Source organism: Amycolatopsis sp. CFH S0740 (assembly GCF_004522315.1).
Lineage (GTDB): Bacteria > Actinomycetota > Actinomycetes > Mycobacteriales > Pseudonocardiaceae > Amycolatopsis > Amycolatopsis nivea.
In genome coordinates, this window is sequence record NZ_SDLS01000006.1 from 232,539 (window position 1) to 249,125 (window position 16,587).

Consider the following 16,587-nt stretch of genomic DNA (forward strand, 5'->3'; position numbering starts at 1 on the left):
GCGCCAACAACATGCCGCGTATGCAACTATTGCGAAGGCCGACAAACAGCACCAACACGCAGACCAAGGAGACGCGGGCTCATGCCACTAGCACTGGTAGCGCTGGCCATCGGCGCGTTCGGGATCGGCACCACCGAATTCGTGATCATGGGCCTTCTCCCCGAGATCGCCGCCGATTTCGGAGTGTCCATCCCGTCCGCAGGCCTTCTGGTGACCGGTTACGCGCTCGGGGTCGTCGCCGGAGCGCCGGTGATGACGATTCTCGGCACGAAGATCAATCGCAAGACCATGCTCATGCTGCTCATGGGCCTGTTCATCGCCGGGAACCTGCTGTCGGCGGTCGCGCCCGCGTTCGGGGTCATGCTCGCTGGGCGGATTGTCGCGTCGCTTGCGCACGGGGCGTTCTTCGGGATCGGCTCGGTCGTCGCGGCGGAGCTCGTCGCGCCGGACAAGCGGGCCGGGGCGATCGCGATCATGTTCACCGGGCTCACGGTCGCCAACATCGTCGGCGTGCCGCTCGGGACGTTCGTCGGGCAGGCGGTCGGGTGGCGGGTCACCTTCGGGATCGTCGCGGCGCTCGGCGTTGTTGGGCTCGTCGGCGTCGCGAAGCTGGTGCCGGACCTGCCCCGGCCCGAAGGGGCGCATTTGCGCAAGGAGCTCGCCGCGTTCCGGAACGTTCAGGTGGTGCTCGCGATGGCCATGACGGTCCTCGGTTTCGGCGGGGTCTTCGCCGCGATCACCTACATCGCCCCGATGATGACCGAGATCGCCGGGTACTCCTCGGGCGCGGTGACCTGGCTGCTGGTGCTGTTCGGCATCGGCATGTTCCTCGGCAACCTGACCGGCGGCCGGTTCGCCGACCGCAAGCTCATGCCGATGCTCTACGTCAGCCTCGGCGGGCTCGCGATCGTCCTGGCGCTGTTCACCGTCACCGCGCACAGCAAAATCCTCGCCGCGGCAACGATTCTGCTGATCGGCGCGCTCGGCTTCGCCACCGTGCCGCCGCTGCAGAAGCGCGTTCTCGACCAGGCGCACGGCGCGCCGACGCTCGCGTCCGTCGTCAACATCGGCGCGTTCAACCTCGGCAACGCGCTCTCCGCGTGGCTCGGCGGCGTCGTGATTTCCGCCGGATTCGGTTACACAGCACCGAACTGGGTCGGGGCCGCGCTCGCCGGTTCCGCGCTCGGCCTCGCGGTCTTGTCGGCCGCCCTCGAACGCCGACCGCGCGTCGCGGTGCCCGAACCCCTTGTCCAGCACTGAGAAAGGCAATACCGATGAAGATCCGCCTCAACAACGGCGTCGAAATCCCGCAACTCGGCTTCGGCGTCTTCCAAGTCCCGGACGACCAGACCACTGCCGCGGTGAGCAGCGCTCTCGAGGCCGGCTACCGCAGCATCGACACCGCCGCGATCTACGGCAACGAAGCAGGCGTCGGCCGCGCCATCGCCGAGTCCGGGATCCCGCGCGACGACCTCTTCGTCACCACCAAGCTGTGGAACGAAGACCAGGGCTACGACTCCACCCTGCGCGCCTTCGACGCCAGCCTCGCGAAACTCGGTCTCGACTACGTCGACCTGTACCTGATCCACTGGCCGACCCCCGCCCGCGACCGCTACCTCGACACCTGGCGCGCCCTGGAACACCTCGCCAAGGACGGCCGTATCCGCGCCGCGGGCGTGTCCAACTTCCAGCCCGCGCACCTGCGCCGCCTGCTCGACAACAGCGGCCTCGTGCCCGCGGTCAACCAGATCGAGCTGCACCCCGGCCTGCAACAGGCCGAACTGCGCGCCTTCCACGCCGAGCACGGCATCGCGACCGAAGCGTGGAGCCCGCTCGCTCAGGGGGCCGTCCTGACCGACCCGGCGATCGTCGAAATCGCCGCGCGCACCGGGAAATCCGCCGCACAGGTGGTGCTGCGCTGGCACCTGCAGTTGGGCAACATCGTCATCCCGAAATCCGTGACGCCCGCCCGGATCCGCCAGAACCTCGACGTCTTCGACTTCGACCTGACCGACAGCGACCTCGCCGCCATCGCCACCGCCGACCGCGGCCTGCGCACCGGGCCGGACCCGGATCAGTTCAACTGACGGATCGCTGCGGGCTTCTGTTCCAGCCAAGGTTCGTGAAGGGCTCCTTGAGGGAATCAGATTCCCTCAAGGAGCCCTTCACGGACGGCTGCGGGCGTCGGGCGGACCGCTCGGCACCCGAAACGCCTCCGGTCACGGCCTGTTCCGCACGAGCCGGGTCGCCGTGACCCCGTTCGGGAAGGCCGTCCGTTCCGCCACCGAAAACACCGTCGGATCGAACCCTCCCTCCACCATCGGGATGCCCGCACCGGCCACTACCGGGTAGCTCTTCAACACGATTTCGTCGATCTCCGGCAGCAGCGCCCCGGCGAGTTTGCCGCCGCCGCAGAGCCAGATGTCTTTTCCGGTTTCCTCCGTCTTCAGGTCTCTCACCAGGCCGACCGGATCGCCGGGGACGACGGTCACTGCTGGGTCGAGGTCCGGTTTCAGGGTGCTCGACACGACGTACTGGCGAAGGTGCGCATAGGGACTGGGGACGCTCGGATCGAGTTGATGGGTCGCGCGGCCCATCAGGACAGTGTCGAACCGGCGGTTCGGGGCGCCCTCGACACCGGCGCCGGCGCGGAAGGCGGTCGGGACGGTTTCCGGGTACAGCGTGTTCATGAATCCCATGTAAGCGGCGGTCTGCTGGGCGTCGCCCTGCGGGAAGAAGTCGAACTCGCCCGCGGGGCCGGCGATGCGGCCGTCGAGGGTGACTGCGATGTAGTACACGAGCTTTCGCATCTGGTAACTCCGTCTGTAGTACTATGGATGAAGTGGTTTAAAACATACTACTACGGCTGGAGTGGTGTCAAATGGTGCGGAGGAACGACCAGCGGCGGGCTGCGCTCGTCGACGCGGCGATCGAGGTGCTTGCGCGCGAGGGAGCGCGAGGGCTGACGTTCCGGGCGGTTGACGGGGAGGCCGGCGTGCCCGCGGGCACCGCGTCGAACTACTTCGCCAATCGTGACGAGCTTTTCACGCAGGCCGGGGCTCGGGTGTACGAGCGGCTGCAGCCGGAGGACGACTCGCTGCCGCCGGGGCTCGGGGACCGGGAGTCGTATGCCCAGCTGATGCGTGAGCTGGTCGGCCGGATCGCGGCGTTCCGCACCGGGTATCTGGCGTTGCTGGAGCTCCGCCTCGAAGCCACTCGGCGGCCGGAATTGCGGAGGGTGCTGACGGAGCGGGTCCGGGACGACGTCGAGGGGAACGTCGCGTACCACCTGGCGTCCGGGCTGCCCGGCGACGCCACCGCGGTCAAGCTGCTGATTCTCGCGCTGAACTGGCTGATCGTCGAACAGCTGACCTTGCCGGACGTTTTCTCCGAAGCGGAACGGGAACACTTGATCACCGAGGCGGTCGAACGGATCATCGGCCCCGAATAAGGACTATCCGGGAGAAAAAGAACCGTTTCCCGGCCCGCTCTCGACCGCTAATTTAGGTTTGCCTATCGTAATCTGCGTGCAGTGGGCAGACGCGGTTCCGAACCTGATGATCGGCTTGCGCGAAGGGCTGGAAGCGGGCCTCGTGGTGAGCATCCTGCTGGCCGCGCTGCGCAAGATCCGGCGGCCGGAAGAGGGCACAGCGGGGCCGGTTTCGGCCGCTCCGGTGTGGCTGGGCGTGCTGGGCGCGGTGACCGTAGCGGGCAGTTTCGCCACAATTCTCACCTTTTCCACCGATGTCCTTTCTTCGCGCGCGCAGCAGATCGTCGGCGGCTCGTTGAGCGTGCTCGCGGTATTCCTCGTCACCGGCATGGTGTTTTGGATGCGGCGTACCGCGATGGGGCTTTCCGCGCAATTGCGCGGCGAAGTCGAACGCGCGGTGGCGATCGGCGCGGGCGCGCTTACCCTCACCGCGTTCCTGGCGGTCGGCCGCGAGGGCCTGGAGACCACGCTGTTCCTCTGGACGGCGGTGAAAGCGTCCGGCACCACGGTCGCGCCGCTGACCGGAGCGGCGCTCGGGCTCGGTCTCGCGATCCTGCTGTGCTGGCTGCTCTACCGCCGCGCGGTAAAGCTCAACCTCGGCGTTTTCTTCAGCCGCACGGCATTCGTGCTGATCGTCATCGCGGCGGGCGTTCTGTCCTATGGCCTCGGCGACCTCCAGGACGGGGGCGTGCTGCCCGGCCAGAGCTGGGTCGCCTTCGACCTCACCGGCACGTTCGACCCGAACTCGTGGTGGGTTTCGCTGATCAGCGGCGTTACCGAGTTGACGCCCCGGATGACCGTCCTGCAGGTGACGGCCTGGCTCGGTTACCTCGCCGTCGTGCTCCCGCTGTTCGTCAAGGCCGGTCGGCAGCCCCTCGAGCGCAAGCCGGAAAGCGAACCTGCGCCGGCGGGGAAGTGGGAACGGCTGGCGGGCAAGCACACCGCGATCGTCGCGGGCGCGCTGGTGCTGGCACCGGTCGCGGTGGCCGCGTTGGTGATCGCCGTACTTCCCCAAGCCGCAACGGGTTCCACGATCTCCGTATCCGAGCACGATTGCGCGCCGGAGTGGAAGTCCGCGCAGGCCGGTACGCAAAGCATCACGGTGACCAACAAAACCGCGAAGGCAGGCGAGATCCGGCTCGACGACAGCAGCGGCGGAATCGTCGCGGAGATCGAGACGATCGGCCCGGCCACGAGTGCCACGATGTCCGCGACGCTGGCCGACGGTTCCTACACCTTCCACTGCCTGATGTCCGGGCAGGCGACCACCGCGTCGGCTCCGGTGCAGGTCAGCGGTGGGGCGGCGAACGACGGTCCGGCTCCGGTCAAGCCGGTCACCACTGAAGATCTCACCGGCCCGAATCAGAAATATCTCGCTTACGCAGCCCAGCAACTCGGCACGGTGTCGATCGCGGTGGGCACGGTCCGCGCGGATCTGGCCGCGAACAACACCGAAGCGGCGAAGAAGGATTGGCTGACCGCGCAGCTCGCGTGGGAGCGAGTCGGCGCGTCCTACAACAGCTTCGGCGACGCGGGTACCGCGGTCGACGGCCTGCCCAACGGGTTGCCCGCCAACGCAGCTGATCCCGGCTTCACCGGGTTGCACCGCTTGGAGTACGGCTTGTGGCACGGTCAGGCTCCGGCGTCCCTGGTCCCGGTCGCCGACCAGCTCACCCAGGACCTCACGGCCCTGCGCGGAAAACTCGCCACTGACGACGTCGCGGGCGATCCCACGAAGCTGCCGATCCGAGCGCATGAAATCCTCGAAGACGCGATCCGCGATCATCTGTCCGGAATGGACGATCAAGGCAGCGGAACCGCTTACCCCGCAACGGATGCCGACGTCGACGTCACCCGAACGGTGCTGGTCGAGCTGACCCCGCTGCTCAACGAGCGCGCTCCCAATCTGGTCCAGACAGCGGAAAAGCAGCTCACCACGTTGCACGAGGCGCTGGTCAACCACGCGCCCACCACTCTCGCCCAGCGGCAGGCGGTGAACGGCGCGGCCGGAGCTGTCGTCGAAACGCTGTCCGCGGTGCCCACTCTGCTCGAAGTTCCCCCGAGCCACTGATCGGCTGGTGAATCCCGAAGTGACGAACGTCAATCGCCGCAACTTCCTGAAAGGCGCGGCCGCCGGAGCGGCAGGCACCGCGCTCACCGGAGGCGTGCTGATCGGCGGCGCACAGGCAGACGAACGCTCCGCCGGCGCCGCGCCGACCCCGGCGACGGAGTATCCGTTCCACGGCGCCAACCAGTCCGGTGTGCTCACCCCGGCTCCGGCCGAAAAGCAGGCTTCCGCCGCCTTCGTGGCATTCGACCTGCTCAGCGGCTCGAAGACGGACCTGATCGCGCTCCTGCGCACGCTCACCGACCGCGCCCGGTTCCTCACCACCGGCGGTACGCCGCCGAATCTGGGCGTCGGACGGCCGCCGTCGGACAGCGAGGTGCTCGGCCCGTCCGTCGTCGCCGACGGTCTCACCGTCACGGTTTCCTTCGGCTCGAGCCTCTTCGACCGCGTCGGTCTCGCTGTGCGGAAACCGAAAAAGCTGACCCCGATGAAGATCTTCCCGGACGACGCGCCGGAAGCCGCCTGGATGCACGGGGACCTGCTGATCCAGTTGTGCGCCAACAATCCGGACACGGTGCACCACGCGCTGCGCGACCTCACCCGGCACACGCGCGGCGCGATGCAGTTGCGGTGGAAGATGCACGGCTACAACCCGCCGCCGCGGCCGTCCGGCGCGGGCCGGAACCTGCTGGGGTTCAAGGACGGTACGGCGAATCCGGTCGGCGGCGAGGCGAGCGGGCTGGTGTGGGTCGGCGATCCGGCCGAACCCGCGTGGGCGCGCGGCGGCAGCTACCAGGTGGTGCGGCTGATCCGGATGCTGGTCGAGTTCTGGGACCGGGTGTCGATCAACGAACAGGAGAAGATGTTCGGCCGCCGCCGCGATTCGGGCGCGCCGCTGGACGGCAACGCCGAGACCGACAACCCGGACTACGCCGCCGACCCGAAGGGCGCGGTGATCCCGTTGACCTCGCACATCCGCATGGCCAACCCGCGCACGCCCGCCACCGACAACCAGCGCCTGGTCCGCCGTTCCTACAACTACGACCTCGGCGTGGACGCGAACGGGGAACTCCAGGCCGGGCACGTGTTCGTCTGCTACCAGCAGGACGTGCGGCGGCAGTTCGAGACGGTGCAGCAGCGGCTGGCCGGCGAACCGCTGGTGGACTACGTCCAGCCGTTCGGCGGCGGCTATTTCTTCACGCTGCCCGGCGTCCGCGACCAGGCCGACTGGTACGCTAGCGGGCTATTTGGTTAGGCTAACCTTGCTTCGAGTGGTCGAGGTGCGGTGCAATGAGGTATGGACCTGTACTCGATCGGCGAGGTGTCGGCGCGCTTCGACGTGCCGGTGTCGACGCTGCACTACTGGGAGAGCTGCGGCCTGATCGAGCCGCGCCGCCGCTCCGGCTGGCGGTTCTACGACCGGGACCAGCTCTACCGGATCGCGCTGATCCGCACCTGGCGCGAAACCGGCCTGCTGAGCCTCGACGACATCGCGGCGCTGCTCGGGGTCCACGGCCAGTCCGGCGACTGGCGGAGCACGGTCACCGCCCGGATCGAGTCGATCCAGGCGCAGGTGACGCGGCTGCTCGACGCGCAGGCTTATCTGCACCACCTCATGACGTGTCGGCACGACGGTCCTCTGGACGAGTGCCCTGGGTTCCGGGCCGGGGTGGAGCTGCCGGTGGCCAAGGCGGCCAAGTAGCCGAGCCTGGCCAGGTCGCGTCGTTCCGGTGAAGTGCGTGAGGGGAACCCTCAGGGAATCAGAGTCAATGAGGGTTCCCCTCACGTACGTTCGCCCGGCGTGGAGCGGCACGGGGTTGCTCGAGATGGCACCAGGTTTGAGCTGCTGGTTTGCTGATTTCGGTGCCATGGTGATGCCAAACTGAGCCATGGTGGCTTGTGGTGGTGCCAAGCGTGTGCCATAGTGGTGCCATGAACTTGACCACGTACGTAAGCAACCTCGGGCGGGAATTCGCGACGCTGGCCGAGGCCGGCGGCGAAGAGGGACGCGCGCTGGTCGAGCGGCTGACCGGATCGCTCGAATCGGCGATCCGGATGACCCTCCTGGACACCCTGTCCGGCGCCGTCGACGAGATCACCCGGGACCTCGCGCCCGGCTCGGTCGAACTGCGCCTGCGCGGCCGCGACCCGAACTTCGTCGTGACCGCGCCGCCCGCCGAACCCGCTCCGGCTCCGGCGCCCGCGGCGGAACCGGCTCCGGAGGCCGAACCGCTGTTCTCCGAGGACGGTCCGTCCGCGCGGATCAACGTGCGGCTGCCCGAACAGCTCAAGGCCGCGGTCGAGGAGGCCGCCGCCAAGGAGGGCCGTTCGGTCAACGCCTGGCTCGTCCGGGCGGCCACCGCGGCGCTGCAGCAGCGGCCCGAACGCGAGCAGCGGTTCGAGCCGCCCGGCGGGACGTTTTCCAAGCAGAGCTTCACCGGCTGGGTCCGGTAGCTCTCTCTTTTTCGCGCACTCCTTCACCCGTCTCTGACCTGCGGAGACGGCACACCTATCCGAAATGTGGGGACAACCATGCCTAAATTCGACACTCCCGACCCGATTTCCGTCACCCTCGACTTGGGCGTCGGCCAGGTCCGGTTCGCCGCGAGCGACCGTGCCGACACGGTCGTCGAGGTCCGGCCGACCGACGAGGCGGACTCGTCCGACGTGAAGACCGCGAAGCAGGTCCGCGTCGACTACAGCAACGGCACGCTGCACATCACCGGCCCGAAGATGCGGGCGTTCGACTTCTCCCGCAAGACCCGCTCGGTCGACGTGACGGTCGAACTGCCCACCGGCTCGCGGGTCACCGCCGAGGTGCAGGCGGGTGCGTTCCAGGGCACCGGGCAGCTCGGACAGTCGCGGTTCAAGACCGCGGCCGGGAACGTCAGCCTCGACCGCACCGGTCCGCTGCGCGTCGACACCTCGGTCGGGCACGTGACGGTCGAAGGGGTCGCGGGCGACGCCGAGGTCTCCACGTCGTCCGGGAAGGTCCGGCTCGGGCAGATCGACGGGACCGTCGCGGTCAAGAACTCCAATGGCGAAACCACGATCGAGTCCGCCGGCGCCGAGGTCCGGGTGCGCGCGGCCAACGGCGACATCACCGTCGAGCACGCTGGTTCCGGGGTCGACGCGAAGACGTCCAACGGGGCGATCCGGCTCGGCGAGGTCGTCCGCGGTTCGGTCCTGCTCGAGAGCGCGATCGGCGACCTGCGGATCGGCATCGCCGAGGGCACCGCGGCCTGGCTCGACGTGAAGACCAACTTCGGCCACGTCCGCAACCAGCTGGAGACGTCGGCCGGCGCGGGCGAGTCCAAGGAGACCGTCGAGGTCCGCGGGCACACGGCGTTCGGCGAGATCGTCATCCACCGCTCCTGACTCACATCTGAGGGGAAACCTATGTCCAGCAACCATTCCCGGCCCGCGATCGCCGCGACCGGACTCCGCAAATCCTTCGGCGACCACGTCGTGCTCGACGGCATCGACCTCACCGTCGCCCGCGGCACGGTCTTCTCGCTGCTCGGCGCGAACGGCGCGGGCAAGACCACCACGGTGAAGATTCTGTCCACTTTGATCAATGCCGACGCCGGTGCGGCGCAGGTCGCCGGGTACGACCTCGTCGCGGAAGCGGACGGGGTGCGGGCTTCGATCGGGGTCACCGGGCAGTTCTCCGCCGTCGACAATCTGCTGACCGGCGAGGAAAACCTGCTGCTGATGGCGGATCTGCACCACCTCGACCGGACCGCCCGGCGGCAGCGCACGGCGGAGCTGCTCGAACAGTTCGATCTCGTCGAAGCGGCGAAGAAGCCGGTGTCGACGTACTCCGGCGGCATGCGGCGCCGGCTCGACCTGGCGCTGACGCTGGTCGGCAGCCCGCAGGTGATCTTCCTCGACGAGCCGACCACCGGCCTCGACCCGCGCAGCCGCCGGGCGATGTGGGAGATCGTGCGCAAACTGGTGGCCGACGGGGTCACGATTTTCCTTACCACGCAATACCTCGAAGAGGCCGACGAACTGGCGGACCGGATCGCGGTGCTCGACCACGGGCGGATTGTCGCTGAGGGTACGGCGGAAGAGTTGAAGCGCCAGATCCCCGGCGGCCACGTCCAATTGCGCTTCGAGGAAGAGGCAGACCTCGCGGAGGCGCAGCGTGCGCTGAGCGAGGCGTCGCGGCAGAACGACGCGCTGGTGCTGCGCGCGCCCAGCGACGGCAGCTTGCAGTCGCTCAAAGCGTTGATCGACCGGCTCGACGCTTTGGCGGTGAAGGTCGGCGAACTGTCCGTGCACACCCCTGATCTCGACGACGTTTTCCTTGCCCTGACTGGCAATCCCACTGACGAAAAGGTGACTTCCCGATGACTGCTCCCGTTCTCGCCGGCCCGGATCTGCGGTTCCACCCGGTGCGCGATTCGCTGACCATGCTGCGCCGGAATCTCAAGCACATGCTCCGGTATCCGTCGCTGACGATCATGCTGGTCGGCATGCCGGTCGTGTTCCTGCTGCTGTTCGTCTACGTTTTCGGCGGCACTCTAGGCGCGGGGTTAGGCGGCGCGGGCGGAGGCAGAGCCGAGTACGCCAACTTCGTCGCGCCGACGATTCTGCTGATGACCATTACCGCCACCGTGCAGGGAACGGCGATTTCGGTGGCGATGGACCTGACCGAGGGGGTCATCGCCCGGTTCCGGACCATGCACATCGCGCGGGTTTCGGTGCTGACTGGGCATGTGCTCGGCAGTGTGCTGCAAGCGTTGTTCGGGCTCGTGGTCGTCACCGGGGTCGCCTTGCTGGTCGGGTTCCGGCCCGCCGCCGGGGTCGGTTCGTGGTTCGCGGCGGTCGGATTCCTGGTGGTGGTGGCGCTCGCGCTGGTGTGGCTGTGTGTCGCGCTCGGACAGGTGAGCAAGAGCGTCGAATCGGCGAGCAACACGCCGATGCCGTTGCTGCTCCTGCCTTTCCTCGGCAGCGGGTTCGTGCCGACCGACTCGATGCCGGGTGCGCTGCGGTGGTTTGCCGAGTACCAGCCGTTCACGCCGATCATCGAGACCCTGCGTGCGCTGCTGCTCGACAAGCCGCTGGGCAACCACCTGTGGTTCGCGCTCGGCTGGTGCGCCGTGATGGGCGTCGGCGGCTATCTCTGGTCCAAGAAGCTTTTCAATCGCGAATACGCACACTGAAGGGGGCATGGGGGATGACTGGCGAAGAGATCGTGCAAGGGGTTCCGATGGGGCGGGCGCGGGGATGCCCGTTCGATCCTCCGCCGTCGCTGACCGCGGTGCGGGACCGGGCTCCGCTGACGCGGATGGCGTTCCCGGACGGGCACGTCGGCTGGCTGGCCACCGGGCACGCGGAGGTCCGGGCGATCCTGGCGGACCAGCGGTTCAGCAGTCGGTACGAATTGTGGCACTACCCGTTTCCCGGGATGGAGCAGTTCCCGGAATTGCCACCGGCTCCGGTGGGGGATATGACGGGACTCGACGCGCCGGAGCACACGCGGTTCCGGAAACTGCTGACGGGCAAGTTCACGGTGCGGCGGATGCGGTTGCTCAGCGACCGGGTGGCCGAGGTCGCCGACGAGTATCTGGACGCGATGGAGAAGGCCGGGCCGGGGGTCGATCTGCTCGAAGCTTACGCGTATCCGGTTCCCGCGGTGATGATTTGCGAACTGCTCGGGGTGCCTTATTCGGATCGGGCTTCGTTTCTGGGGTATGCCGCGGCGATCAGTGATGTCGATCTTTCCGAAGCGGAGAGGATGACTGCTTATGGACAGCTGCAGGAGTATGTGGCTTCGCTGGTACCGGCTAAGCGGGCCGCGCCCACGGACGATCTGTTCAGCGACCTGACCGGCAGTGACCTGACCGACGAGGAATTGGCGGGGCTGGGGACGTTCCTGCTGGCGGCAGGGCTGGATACCACGGCGAACATGCTGGCGTTGGGGACTTATGCGTTGCTTCGCCATCCGGAGCAGTGGGCGGCGGTGCGGGATGAGCCGGAGGCTTCTGGCGGGGCGGTTGAGGAGTTGATGCGGTATCTGTCCATCGCGCATACCGGGGTGCGGGCGGCGCTGGAGGATGTCGAGGTCGGCGGGCAGGTTATCCGGGCTGGGGAGTCGGTGGTGCTGTCGGTGCAGGCGGCTAATCGGGATCCGCTGAAGTTCGAGCGGCCGGATGAGCTCGATGTGCGGCGGGGCGCGGTGGGGCATGTCGGGTTCGGGCATGGGATTCATCAGTGTTTGGGGCAGCAGTTGGCTCGGGTGGAGATGACCGTGGCGTTGCCTGCTTTGGTGCGGCGGTTTCCGGAGCTGCGGGTGGCGGGGGAGGTTGTTTTGCGGCCTGAGTTGCAGAATATTTATGGGGTTTCGCGGTTGCCGGTCGCCTGGTGAGTTCGGGTCGGTTGTGGTTGCGTTGGCTCCCTCGCTTTTGATTGTTAACTGCGGCGGGGGCGAGGGGATGGGGGTGGAGTGGTCGTCTTGGTGAGTTATGACGGTTGGTGGCGGTTGTGGGTGTGGTTGACGCGGATGTGGTGTGTGCGGGGGTTCGGGAGTTGGGGGTTTCGTTTGGCGGGGTGGTGATTGTGCATTCGTCGTTGTCTGCGTTGGGGGACGTGGATGGCGGGGCGGATGCGGTGGTGCGAGGGGTGTTGCGGGCGGTGGGGCCCGAGGGGACGGTGGTGGTGCCTGCGTTTACGCCGCAGGTGGCGGATCCGTTTCCGGAGTGTGTGGGGGCGGGGGACGTCGAGGTGGACGAGGCGCGGGGGAGGGTGCCGCTGTTTCATGAGGGGCTGGCGACGCCGATGGGGGCGATTCCCAACGCGGTGCTGGGGTGGGAGGGGAGCTGTCGCAGCCGGCATCCGCAGGCGTCGGTAGCGGCGGTGGGGGCGCGGGCGGCGGAGGTTGCTGGTCGGCAACCGCTGGCGTATGCGGTGGGGCGGGGGTCGCCGTTCGAGTGGTTGTACCGGGAGCGCGCGCGGATCTTGTTGCTCGGGGTCGGGCACGACCGGAACTCGTTCTTGCACTACGCCGAATCGCTGGTCCCGCATCATCGGCGGAAGGTTCGGCGGTTTCCGTACCTGGTGGACGGGGAGCGGGTGTGGGTGCGGACCGACGACGTCGGGGACGACAACGGGCGCTTCTTTCCTCAGGTCGGGGCGGAATTCGAGGCGACGGGCGGCGTCCGGCGGGGGAAGATCGGGAGCGCGGAGTGTCAAGTAATGGACTGTGTACCGTTCGTAGGGTTCGCGCGGCGCAGGCTCGCGGAGCTGCTTCGGTGAAGCCGGCACCTATACTCGGGCGTTGTGACTGAAGGGTTCTCGCAGGTGCTGGAGCGTTGCCGGGCGTTCCTGGAGGAGCGGCAGCCGTCGACGCCGTGTCTGGTCGTGGACCTTGACGTGGTGCGCGGGAACTGCGAGCGGCTTGGGCGGGTGCTGCCGGAAGCGCGGATGTACTACGCGGTCAAGGCTAATCCGGCGCCGGAGGTCGTGCGGGTTCTTCGGCAGGCGGGGGTCGGGTTCGATGTCGCGGGGCGCGAGGAGATCGAGTTGTGTCTCGCGCAAGGGGTGCGGCCCGAGTTGCTGTCTTACGGCAACACGGTGAAGAAGGCTCGGGACATCGAGTTCGCGCATCGCGTGGGGGTGCGGCGGTTTACCTTCGACAGCCTCGAGGACCTGGAGAAGATCGCGGAGTTCGCGCCGGGGGCGACGGTCTCGTGCCGGATTCTGGTGGACAGTCCTGGATCGCAGACGCCGTTCGGGCGCAAGTTCGGCTGTGCTCCCGAGATGGCGGTCGACCTGCTGGTTCGGGCGGCGGGGCTGGGGCTGGATCCGGAGGGGGTCGCGTTTCACGTTGGGTCGCAGCATGTCGATCCGCGGGCTTGGGAAGTCGGGATCGCTGCCGCGGGCGAGGTGACTCGTGCGGTTGCGGAGCGCGGGGTTTCCTTGCGGGGGTTGAATATCGGCGGTGGGTTTCCTGTCGGCTATCGGACTGAGCCGCCGCCGTTGGAGGAGTACGCGGCGGTTATTCGCGACGCCCTCGGGCGGCATTTCGCGGTGGCGCCTGAGTTGTCGTTCGAGCCGGGGCGGGTGGTGGTGGCGTCGGCTGGGGTGATTCGCAGCGAGGTCGTGCTGGTGTCGCGCAAGTCCGCAGCGGATGAGAAGCGTTGGGTGTATCTCGACATCGGCCGGTACGGCGGGCTCGCCGAGACGGAGAACGAGGCGATCGCGTACCGGTTGGTCACCGCACATGACGGCGGTCCGGATGGGCCTGTTGTGGTTGCGGGGCCGACGTGCGACGGGGACGACGTGCTTTATCAGCGCACGCCGTATCGGTTGCCGTTGGCGTTGCGGGCTGGGGATTACGTCGATATTCCGGACGCTGGAGCGTACACGCAAAGCTATTCTTCGGTGTCGTTCAACGGGTTTCCGCCGCTGCGGTCATACTTCATCGGAGGGGAGCACGGCGGGGTCGGGGAATTCGCTGGACGGCATGTGCTGGCTGAGTTCTCCGGAGTGTCCGCGGAGCTGCTCGACGATCCGGCGTTTCTGTGCGAGAGCTTGGAACGAGTGCTGGACAAGGCCGGCGCGACAGTGTGCGAGCTGACGTACAAGCAGTTCGAACCACACGGGGTGACGGCGATGGCGTTGCTGTCGGAGTCGCACGCTTCGATCCACACGTATCCGGAGCGCGGGTCGGCGTTCGTGGATGTGTTCACGTGCGGGCACACGGCGGATCCGGAGCAGGCGGTTCAGTTGTTGCGGGACTTGCTCGGCGCGAGCGTTTCGCGGGTCACTACTATCCACAGAGGACAGGAAGACAGTTGAACATCGAGGAACCAGTCGGCGCGGGACTGACCCGGACGTGGCACGTCTCGGACGTGCTGGTCGACACGCGGACTGCCTATCAGCACCTGGTGATCGGCAAGACAACGCAGGGGATTTCGCTGTTCTGCGACGACGAGCGGCAGAGCACCGAGTTCAGTCAGCTGGTATATCACGAGGCGTTGCTGGTTCCGGCGTTGCTCCTGGCGTCCACTGTGGACCGGGTGTTGGTCGTCGGGTCCAGCGAAGGTGTGGTGTGCCAGATCGCGGCCGAGGCGGGGGCTTCGGTCGATCACGTGGACATCGACGCCGAGGCGGTTCGGCTGTGTGCGGAGCATCTTCCGTACGGGTACACGTCGGCTGAGCTGGCTCGGGCGGAGCGTGGCGAGGGGCCGGTTCGGGTGCATTACGTCGATGGGTGGGAGTACGTCCACGCCTGTGCGGAGAAGTACGACGTGGTGCTGGTCGATCTGCCGGATGAGCAGGACGGCACCGATGCTCAGCACAATCGGTTGTACGGCAAGGAGTTCCTGGAGCAGTGCCGGTCGTTGCTGACGCCTGGTGGGGTGGTCGCGTATCAGGGCGGGTGTCCGACGTTGTGGCGGAACTCGACCTTGGTGAAATGCTGGCGCCGCTTCGAGGAGGTCTTCCCGACGCCGGTTTACTTCGGGTCGCCGGAGCACGAATGGGCGTTTTTCTTCGGGACGGACGTGGAAGCGCCGCTGGAGACCATGGTGGCGCGGTTGGAGACGATGCCGTACCGCCCGGTGTCGGTCGACGCGCTGACGTTGCGCGGGGCGACGGTTCCGCCGATCAGCCTTCGCCGGTGACGGATGTGTGGACGTTCGCGCTGATCACTCCGGACGGAGTGGTCAGTGAAGCGTTCGATTCCGTTGTGGATCTGGTGCAGCGCAACGGCTTCGTCGTGGTGACGGGTCGGGTGCTTCAGCTGGATCTGCCGACGATGATGCGGGTGTACCGGGCGTCGGAAGCGGTTGATCTGGAGAACGATCCGTTCGCGCGGCTTTACGGTTCAGGAGCGGCGTGTTTGCTCCTGCTGCATCGTGCCGACGGGGACGCTTGCGCGACGTTGACGCGCTGCAAGGGCGCGACCCGGCCGGACGCGGCGGAGCCGGGGACGGTGCGGTACCTCGGGGAGAACGTCATTCTCAATCTCCTGCACTGCCCGGACGATCGAGCCAATGCGCTGCGCGAACTGTCCATTTTGGTCGGTCCGGAGACTGCTGAGCGGTACCGTGCGGACGCGGTGTCCGGGATGCTGCGCGGGGCGGCGGCGGTGCGCGCCAGTCTTCCCGCGACCCATGGCTGGGAGGCGATTTCCTGCCCCGCAGTGGTGAATCGCATCCGGCGGCGGATCGCACAGCAGTTCGCGCCTGCCGATGCGGGCCTCCAAGCCGCCCTGGAAGACGAGCATCACCGGATCACTGAGTGCCGGACCAGTGGTGAACGGCGGCGGGCAGCGAAGCGGGCGAATCCGGCGATCCAGCGGCGGCTCACCAGCCTCGGGCTCGGAGAGCTAGCCGGAGCGCCGCCGGATCAGGCTGTGCTTGCCGAGCGCGGCGTCTTCGTTTCGCAGCTCGAGAGGCTGGTCATCGACACGCACAACGCGTGATCAATGCCCGGAGAACCACCCCGGCAGATCCAGCCTTGCCGATTCCGGCGAAGCGACCTTCCGCAGATCCTCTTCCATCGACCGCAACCGCCCGGCGCCCAAGGTCTCAGCCCACTCAGCCCGCAACTGGTCGAAGATGTGTGCGGACTTGGTCAGGCAGTCGAGACCGCGGTCGGTCAGGCGCACCAGCATGCGGCGACCGTCCTCGGGGTCGCGTTCTCGGTGGACGTATCCGAGCCGCTCCAGGGTGTCGATCGTCTTGCCCGCGGCCTGCTTGGTGACCCCGAGCGTGCGGCCCAGTTCCACGGCGGTGGTGCCGGACGGGCCGATTGCCTGGAAGACGAAACCGTGCATCGGGCGCAGGCCGGGGTGGCCCTGCTTCGCCAGCTCGGCGTGCAGGTCGTCGATCAGGCTGCGGAAGGCGAACAGCAGGCGCAGCGGCAGCTCGTATCCGGGTGGATCGCTTGACATAGGTAGACAACCTCGTTGACTATATGGACAACCTGATTGTCTATCTTAACGGGGAGAGCAGCATGACAGTGATCCGGGACAGCCGTCGGACCGAGACGCCCAACGCGGTGATGACGACGT

Annotated in this window: 17 protein-coding genes and 1 pseudogene; 16 read left to right on the forward strand and 2 right to left on the reverse strand. The window is 67.4% G+C overall.

Going from position 1 to position 16,587, the window contains the following annotated elements; all coding sequences use genetic code 11:
* Positions 1 to 81: 81 nt before the first annotated feature.
* Both EIZ45_RS13525 and EIZ45_RS13530 read left to right on the forward strand, forming a co-directional pair.
* Positions 82 to 1,260, forward strand: a complete 1,179-nt coding sequence (locus EIZ45_RS13525) for an MFS transporter (protein WP_134663293.1) — start codon at positions 82 to 84, stop codon at positions 1,258 to 1,260.
* 14 nt (positions 1,261 to 1,274) lie between these two features.
* Complete coding sequence (locus EIZ45_RS13530; RefSeq protein WP_134663292.1) at positions 1,275 to 2,087, forward strand: aldo/keto reductase; 813 nt, start codon at positions 1,275 to 1,277, stop codon at positions 2,085 to 2,087.
* Between the two features lie 132 nt (positions 2,088 to 2,219).
* On the opposite strand, the gene EIZ45_RS13535 is transcribed toward EIZ45_RS13530, so the two are convergent.
* Entirely contained in the window at positions 2,220 to 2,810 is a 591-nt protein-coding gene (locus EIZ45_RS13535; protein WP_043839391.1) for a dihydrofolate reductase family protein, read from the reverse strand.
* Between the two features lie 71 nt (positions 2,811 to 2,881).
* Here EIZ45_RS13535 and EIZ45_RS13540 point away from each other — a divergent pair, with 71 nt between their 5' ends.
* The 14 genes and pseudogenes from EIZ45_RS13540 (at position 2,882) to EIZ45_RS13600 (ending at position 15,996) form a co-directional block, all read left to right on the forward strand.
* Entirely contained in the window at positions 2,882 to 3,451 is a 570-nt protein-coding gene (locus EIZ45_RS13540; RefSeq protein ID WP_043839390.1) for a TetR/AcrR family transcriptional regulator, read from the forward strand.
* A gap of 76 nt (positions 3,452 to 3,527) precedes the next feature.
* Positions 3,528 to 5,561, forward strand: coding sequence for an iron uptake transporter permease EfeU (efeU, locus tag EIZ45_RS13545; protein WP_043839389.1), 2,034 nt, complete (start codon positions 3,528 to 3,530; stop codon positions 5,559 to 5,561).
* A 19-nt stretch (positions 5,562 to 5,580) separates the two neighbouring features.
* Complete coding sequence (gene efeB, locus EIZ45_RS13550; RefSeq protein ID WP_167754327.1) at positions 5,581 to 6,813, forward strand: iron uptake transporter deferrochelatase/peroxidase subunit; 1,233 nt, start codon at positions 5,581 to 5,583, stop codon at positions 6,811 to 6,813.
* Positions 6,814 to 6,855: 42 nt separating this feature from the next.
* Positions 6,856 to 7,260 (forward strand): MerR family transcriptional regulator, encoded by a 405-nt coding sequence (locus EIZ45_RS13555; RefSeq protein WP_043839387.1) that lies wholly within the window; start codon positions 6,856 to 6,858, stop codon positions 7,258 to 7,260.
* A gap of 230 nt (positions 7,261 to 7,490) precedes the next feature.
* Positions 7,491 to 8,012 (forward strand): YlcI/YnfO family protein, encoded by a 522-nt coding sequence (locus EIZ45_RS13560; protein ID WP_134663290.1) that lies wholly within the window; start codon positions 7,491 to 7,493, stop codon positions 8,010 to 8,012.
* A 78-nt stretch (positions 8,013 to 8,090) separates the two neighbouring features.
* Positions 8,091 to 8,936 (forward strand): DUF4097 family beta strand repeat-containing protein, encoded by an 846-nt coding sequence (locus tag EIZ45_RS13565; RefSeq protein ID WP_037812081.1) that lies wholly within the window; start codon positions 8,091 to 8,093, stop codon positions 8,934 to 8,936.
* 21 nt (positions 8,937 to 8,957) lie between these two features.
* Entirely contained in the window at positions 8,958 to 9,917 is a 960-nt protein-coding gene (locus EIZ45_RS13570) for an ATP-binding cassette domain-containing protein (RefSeq protein ID WP_134663289.1), read from the forward strand.
* Complete coding sequence (locus tag EIZ45_RS13575) at positions 9,914 to 10,729, forward strand: ABC transporter permease (RefSeq protein ID WP_037812077.1); 816 nt, start codon at positions 9,914 to 9,916, stop codon at positions 10,727 to 10,729. The genes EIZ45_RS13570 and EIZ45_RS13575 overlap by 4 nt, the downstream gene beginning before the upstream one ends.
* A 14-nt stretch (positions 10,730 to 10,743) precedes the next feature.
* Positions 10,744 to 11,934, forward strand: a complete 1,191-nt coding sequence (locus EIZ45_RS13580; protein WP_134663288.1) for a cytochrome P450 — start codon at positions 10,744 to 10,746, stop codon at positions 11,932 to 11,934.
* A gap of 116 nt (positions 11,935 to 12,050) precedes the next feature.
* On the forward strand, positions 12,051 to 12,821 hold the full coding sequence (locus EIZ45_RS13585; RefSeq protein ID WP_240690645.1) for an aminoglycoside N(3)-acetyltransferase: 771 nt from the start codon (positions 12,051 to 12,053) through the stop codon (positions 12,819 to 12,821).
* A 120-nt stretch (positions 12,822 to 12,941) separates the two neighbouring features.
* Positions 12,942 to 13,913 (forward strand): annotated as a pseudogene (locus EIZ45_RS13590) (type III PLP-dependent enzyme); the annotation flags it as partial.
* Between the two features lie 75 nt (positions 13,914 to 13,988).
* Positions 13,989 to 14,366 carry an adenosylmethionine decarboxylase gene (speD, locus tag EIZ45_RS46795; RefSeq protein ID WP_240690651.1) on the forward strand — a complete coding sequence of 126 codons (378 nt, stop codon included), beginning with the start codon at positions 13,989 to 13,991 and terminating at the stop codon, positions 14,364 to 14,366.
* Positions 14,363 to 15,193: a spermidine synthase gene (locus tag EIZ45_RS13595; RefSeq protein WP_134663286.1), complete on the forward strand. Its 831-nt coding sequence runs from the start codon at positions 14,363 to 14,365 to the stop codon at positions 15,191 to 15,193. Before speD ends, EIZ45_RS13595 begins: the two co-directional genes overlap by 4 nt.
* A complete protein-coding gene (locus EIZ45_RS13600) occupies positions 15,190 to 15,996 on the forward strand; it encodes a nucleoside-diphosphate kinase (protein WP_134663285.1) in 807 nt (268 codons plus the stop codon). Before EIZ45_RS13595 ends, EIZ45_RS13600 begins: the two co-directional genes overlap by 4 nt.
* Here the strand turns inward: EIZ45_RS13600 and EIZ45_RS13605 are convergent, their stop codons facing one another.
* Positions 15,997 to 16,467 (reverse strand): MarR family winged helix-turn-helix transcriptional regulator, encoded by a 471-nt coding sequence (locus EIZ45_RS13605; RefSeq protein WP_134663284.1) that lies wholly within the window; start codon positions 16,465 to 16,467, stop codon positions 15,997 to 15,999.
* Between the last annotated feature and the right edge of the window lie 120 nt (positions 16,468 to 16,587).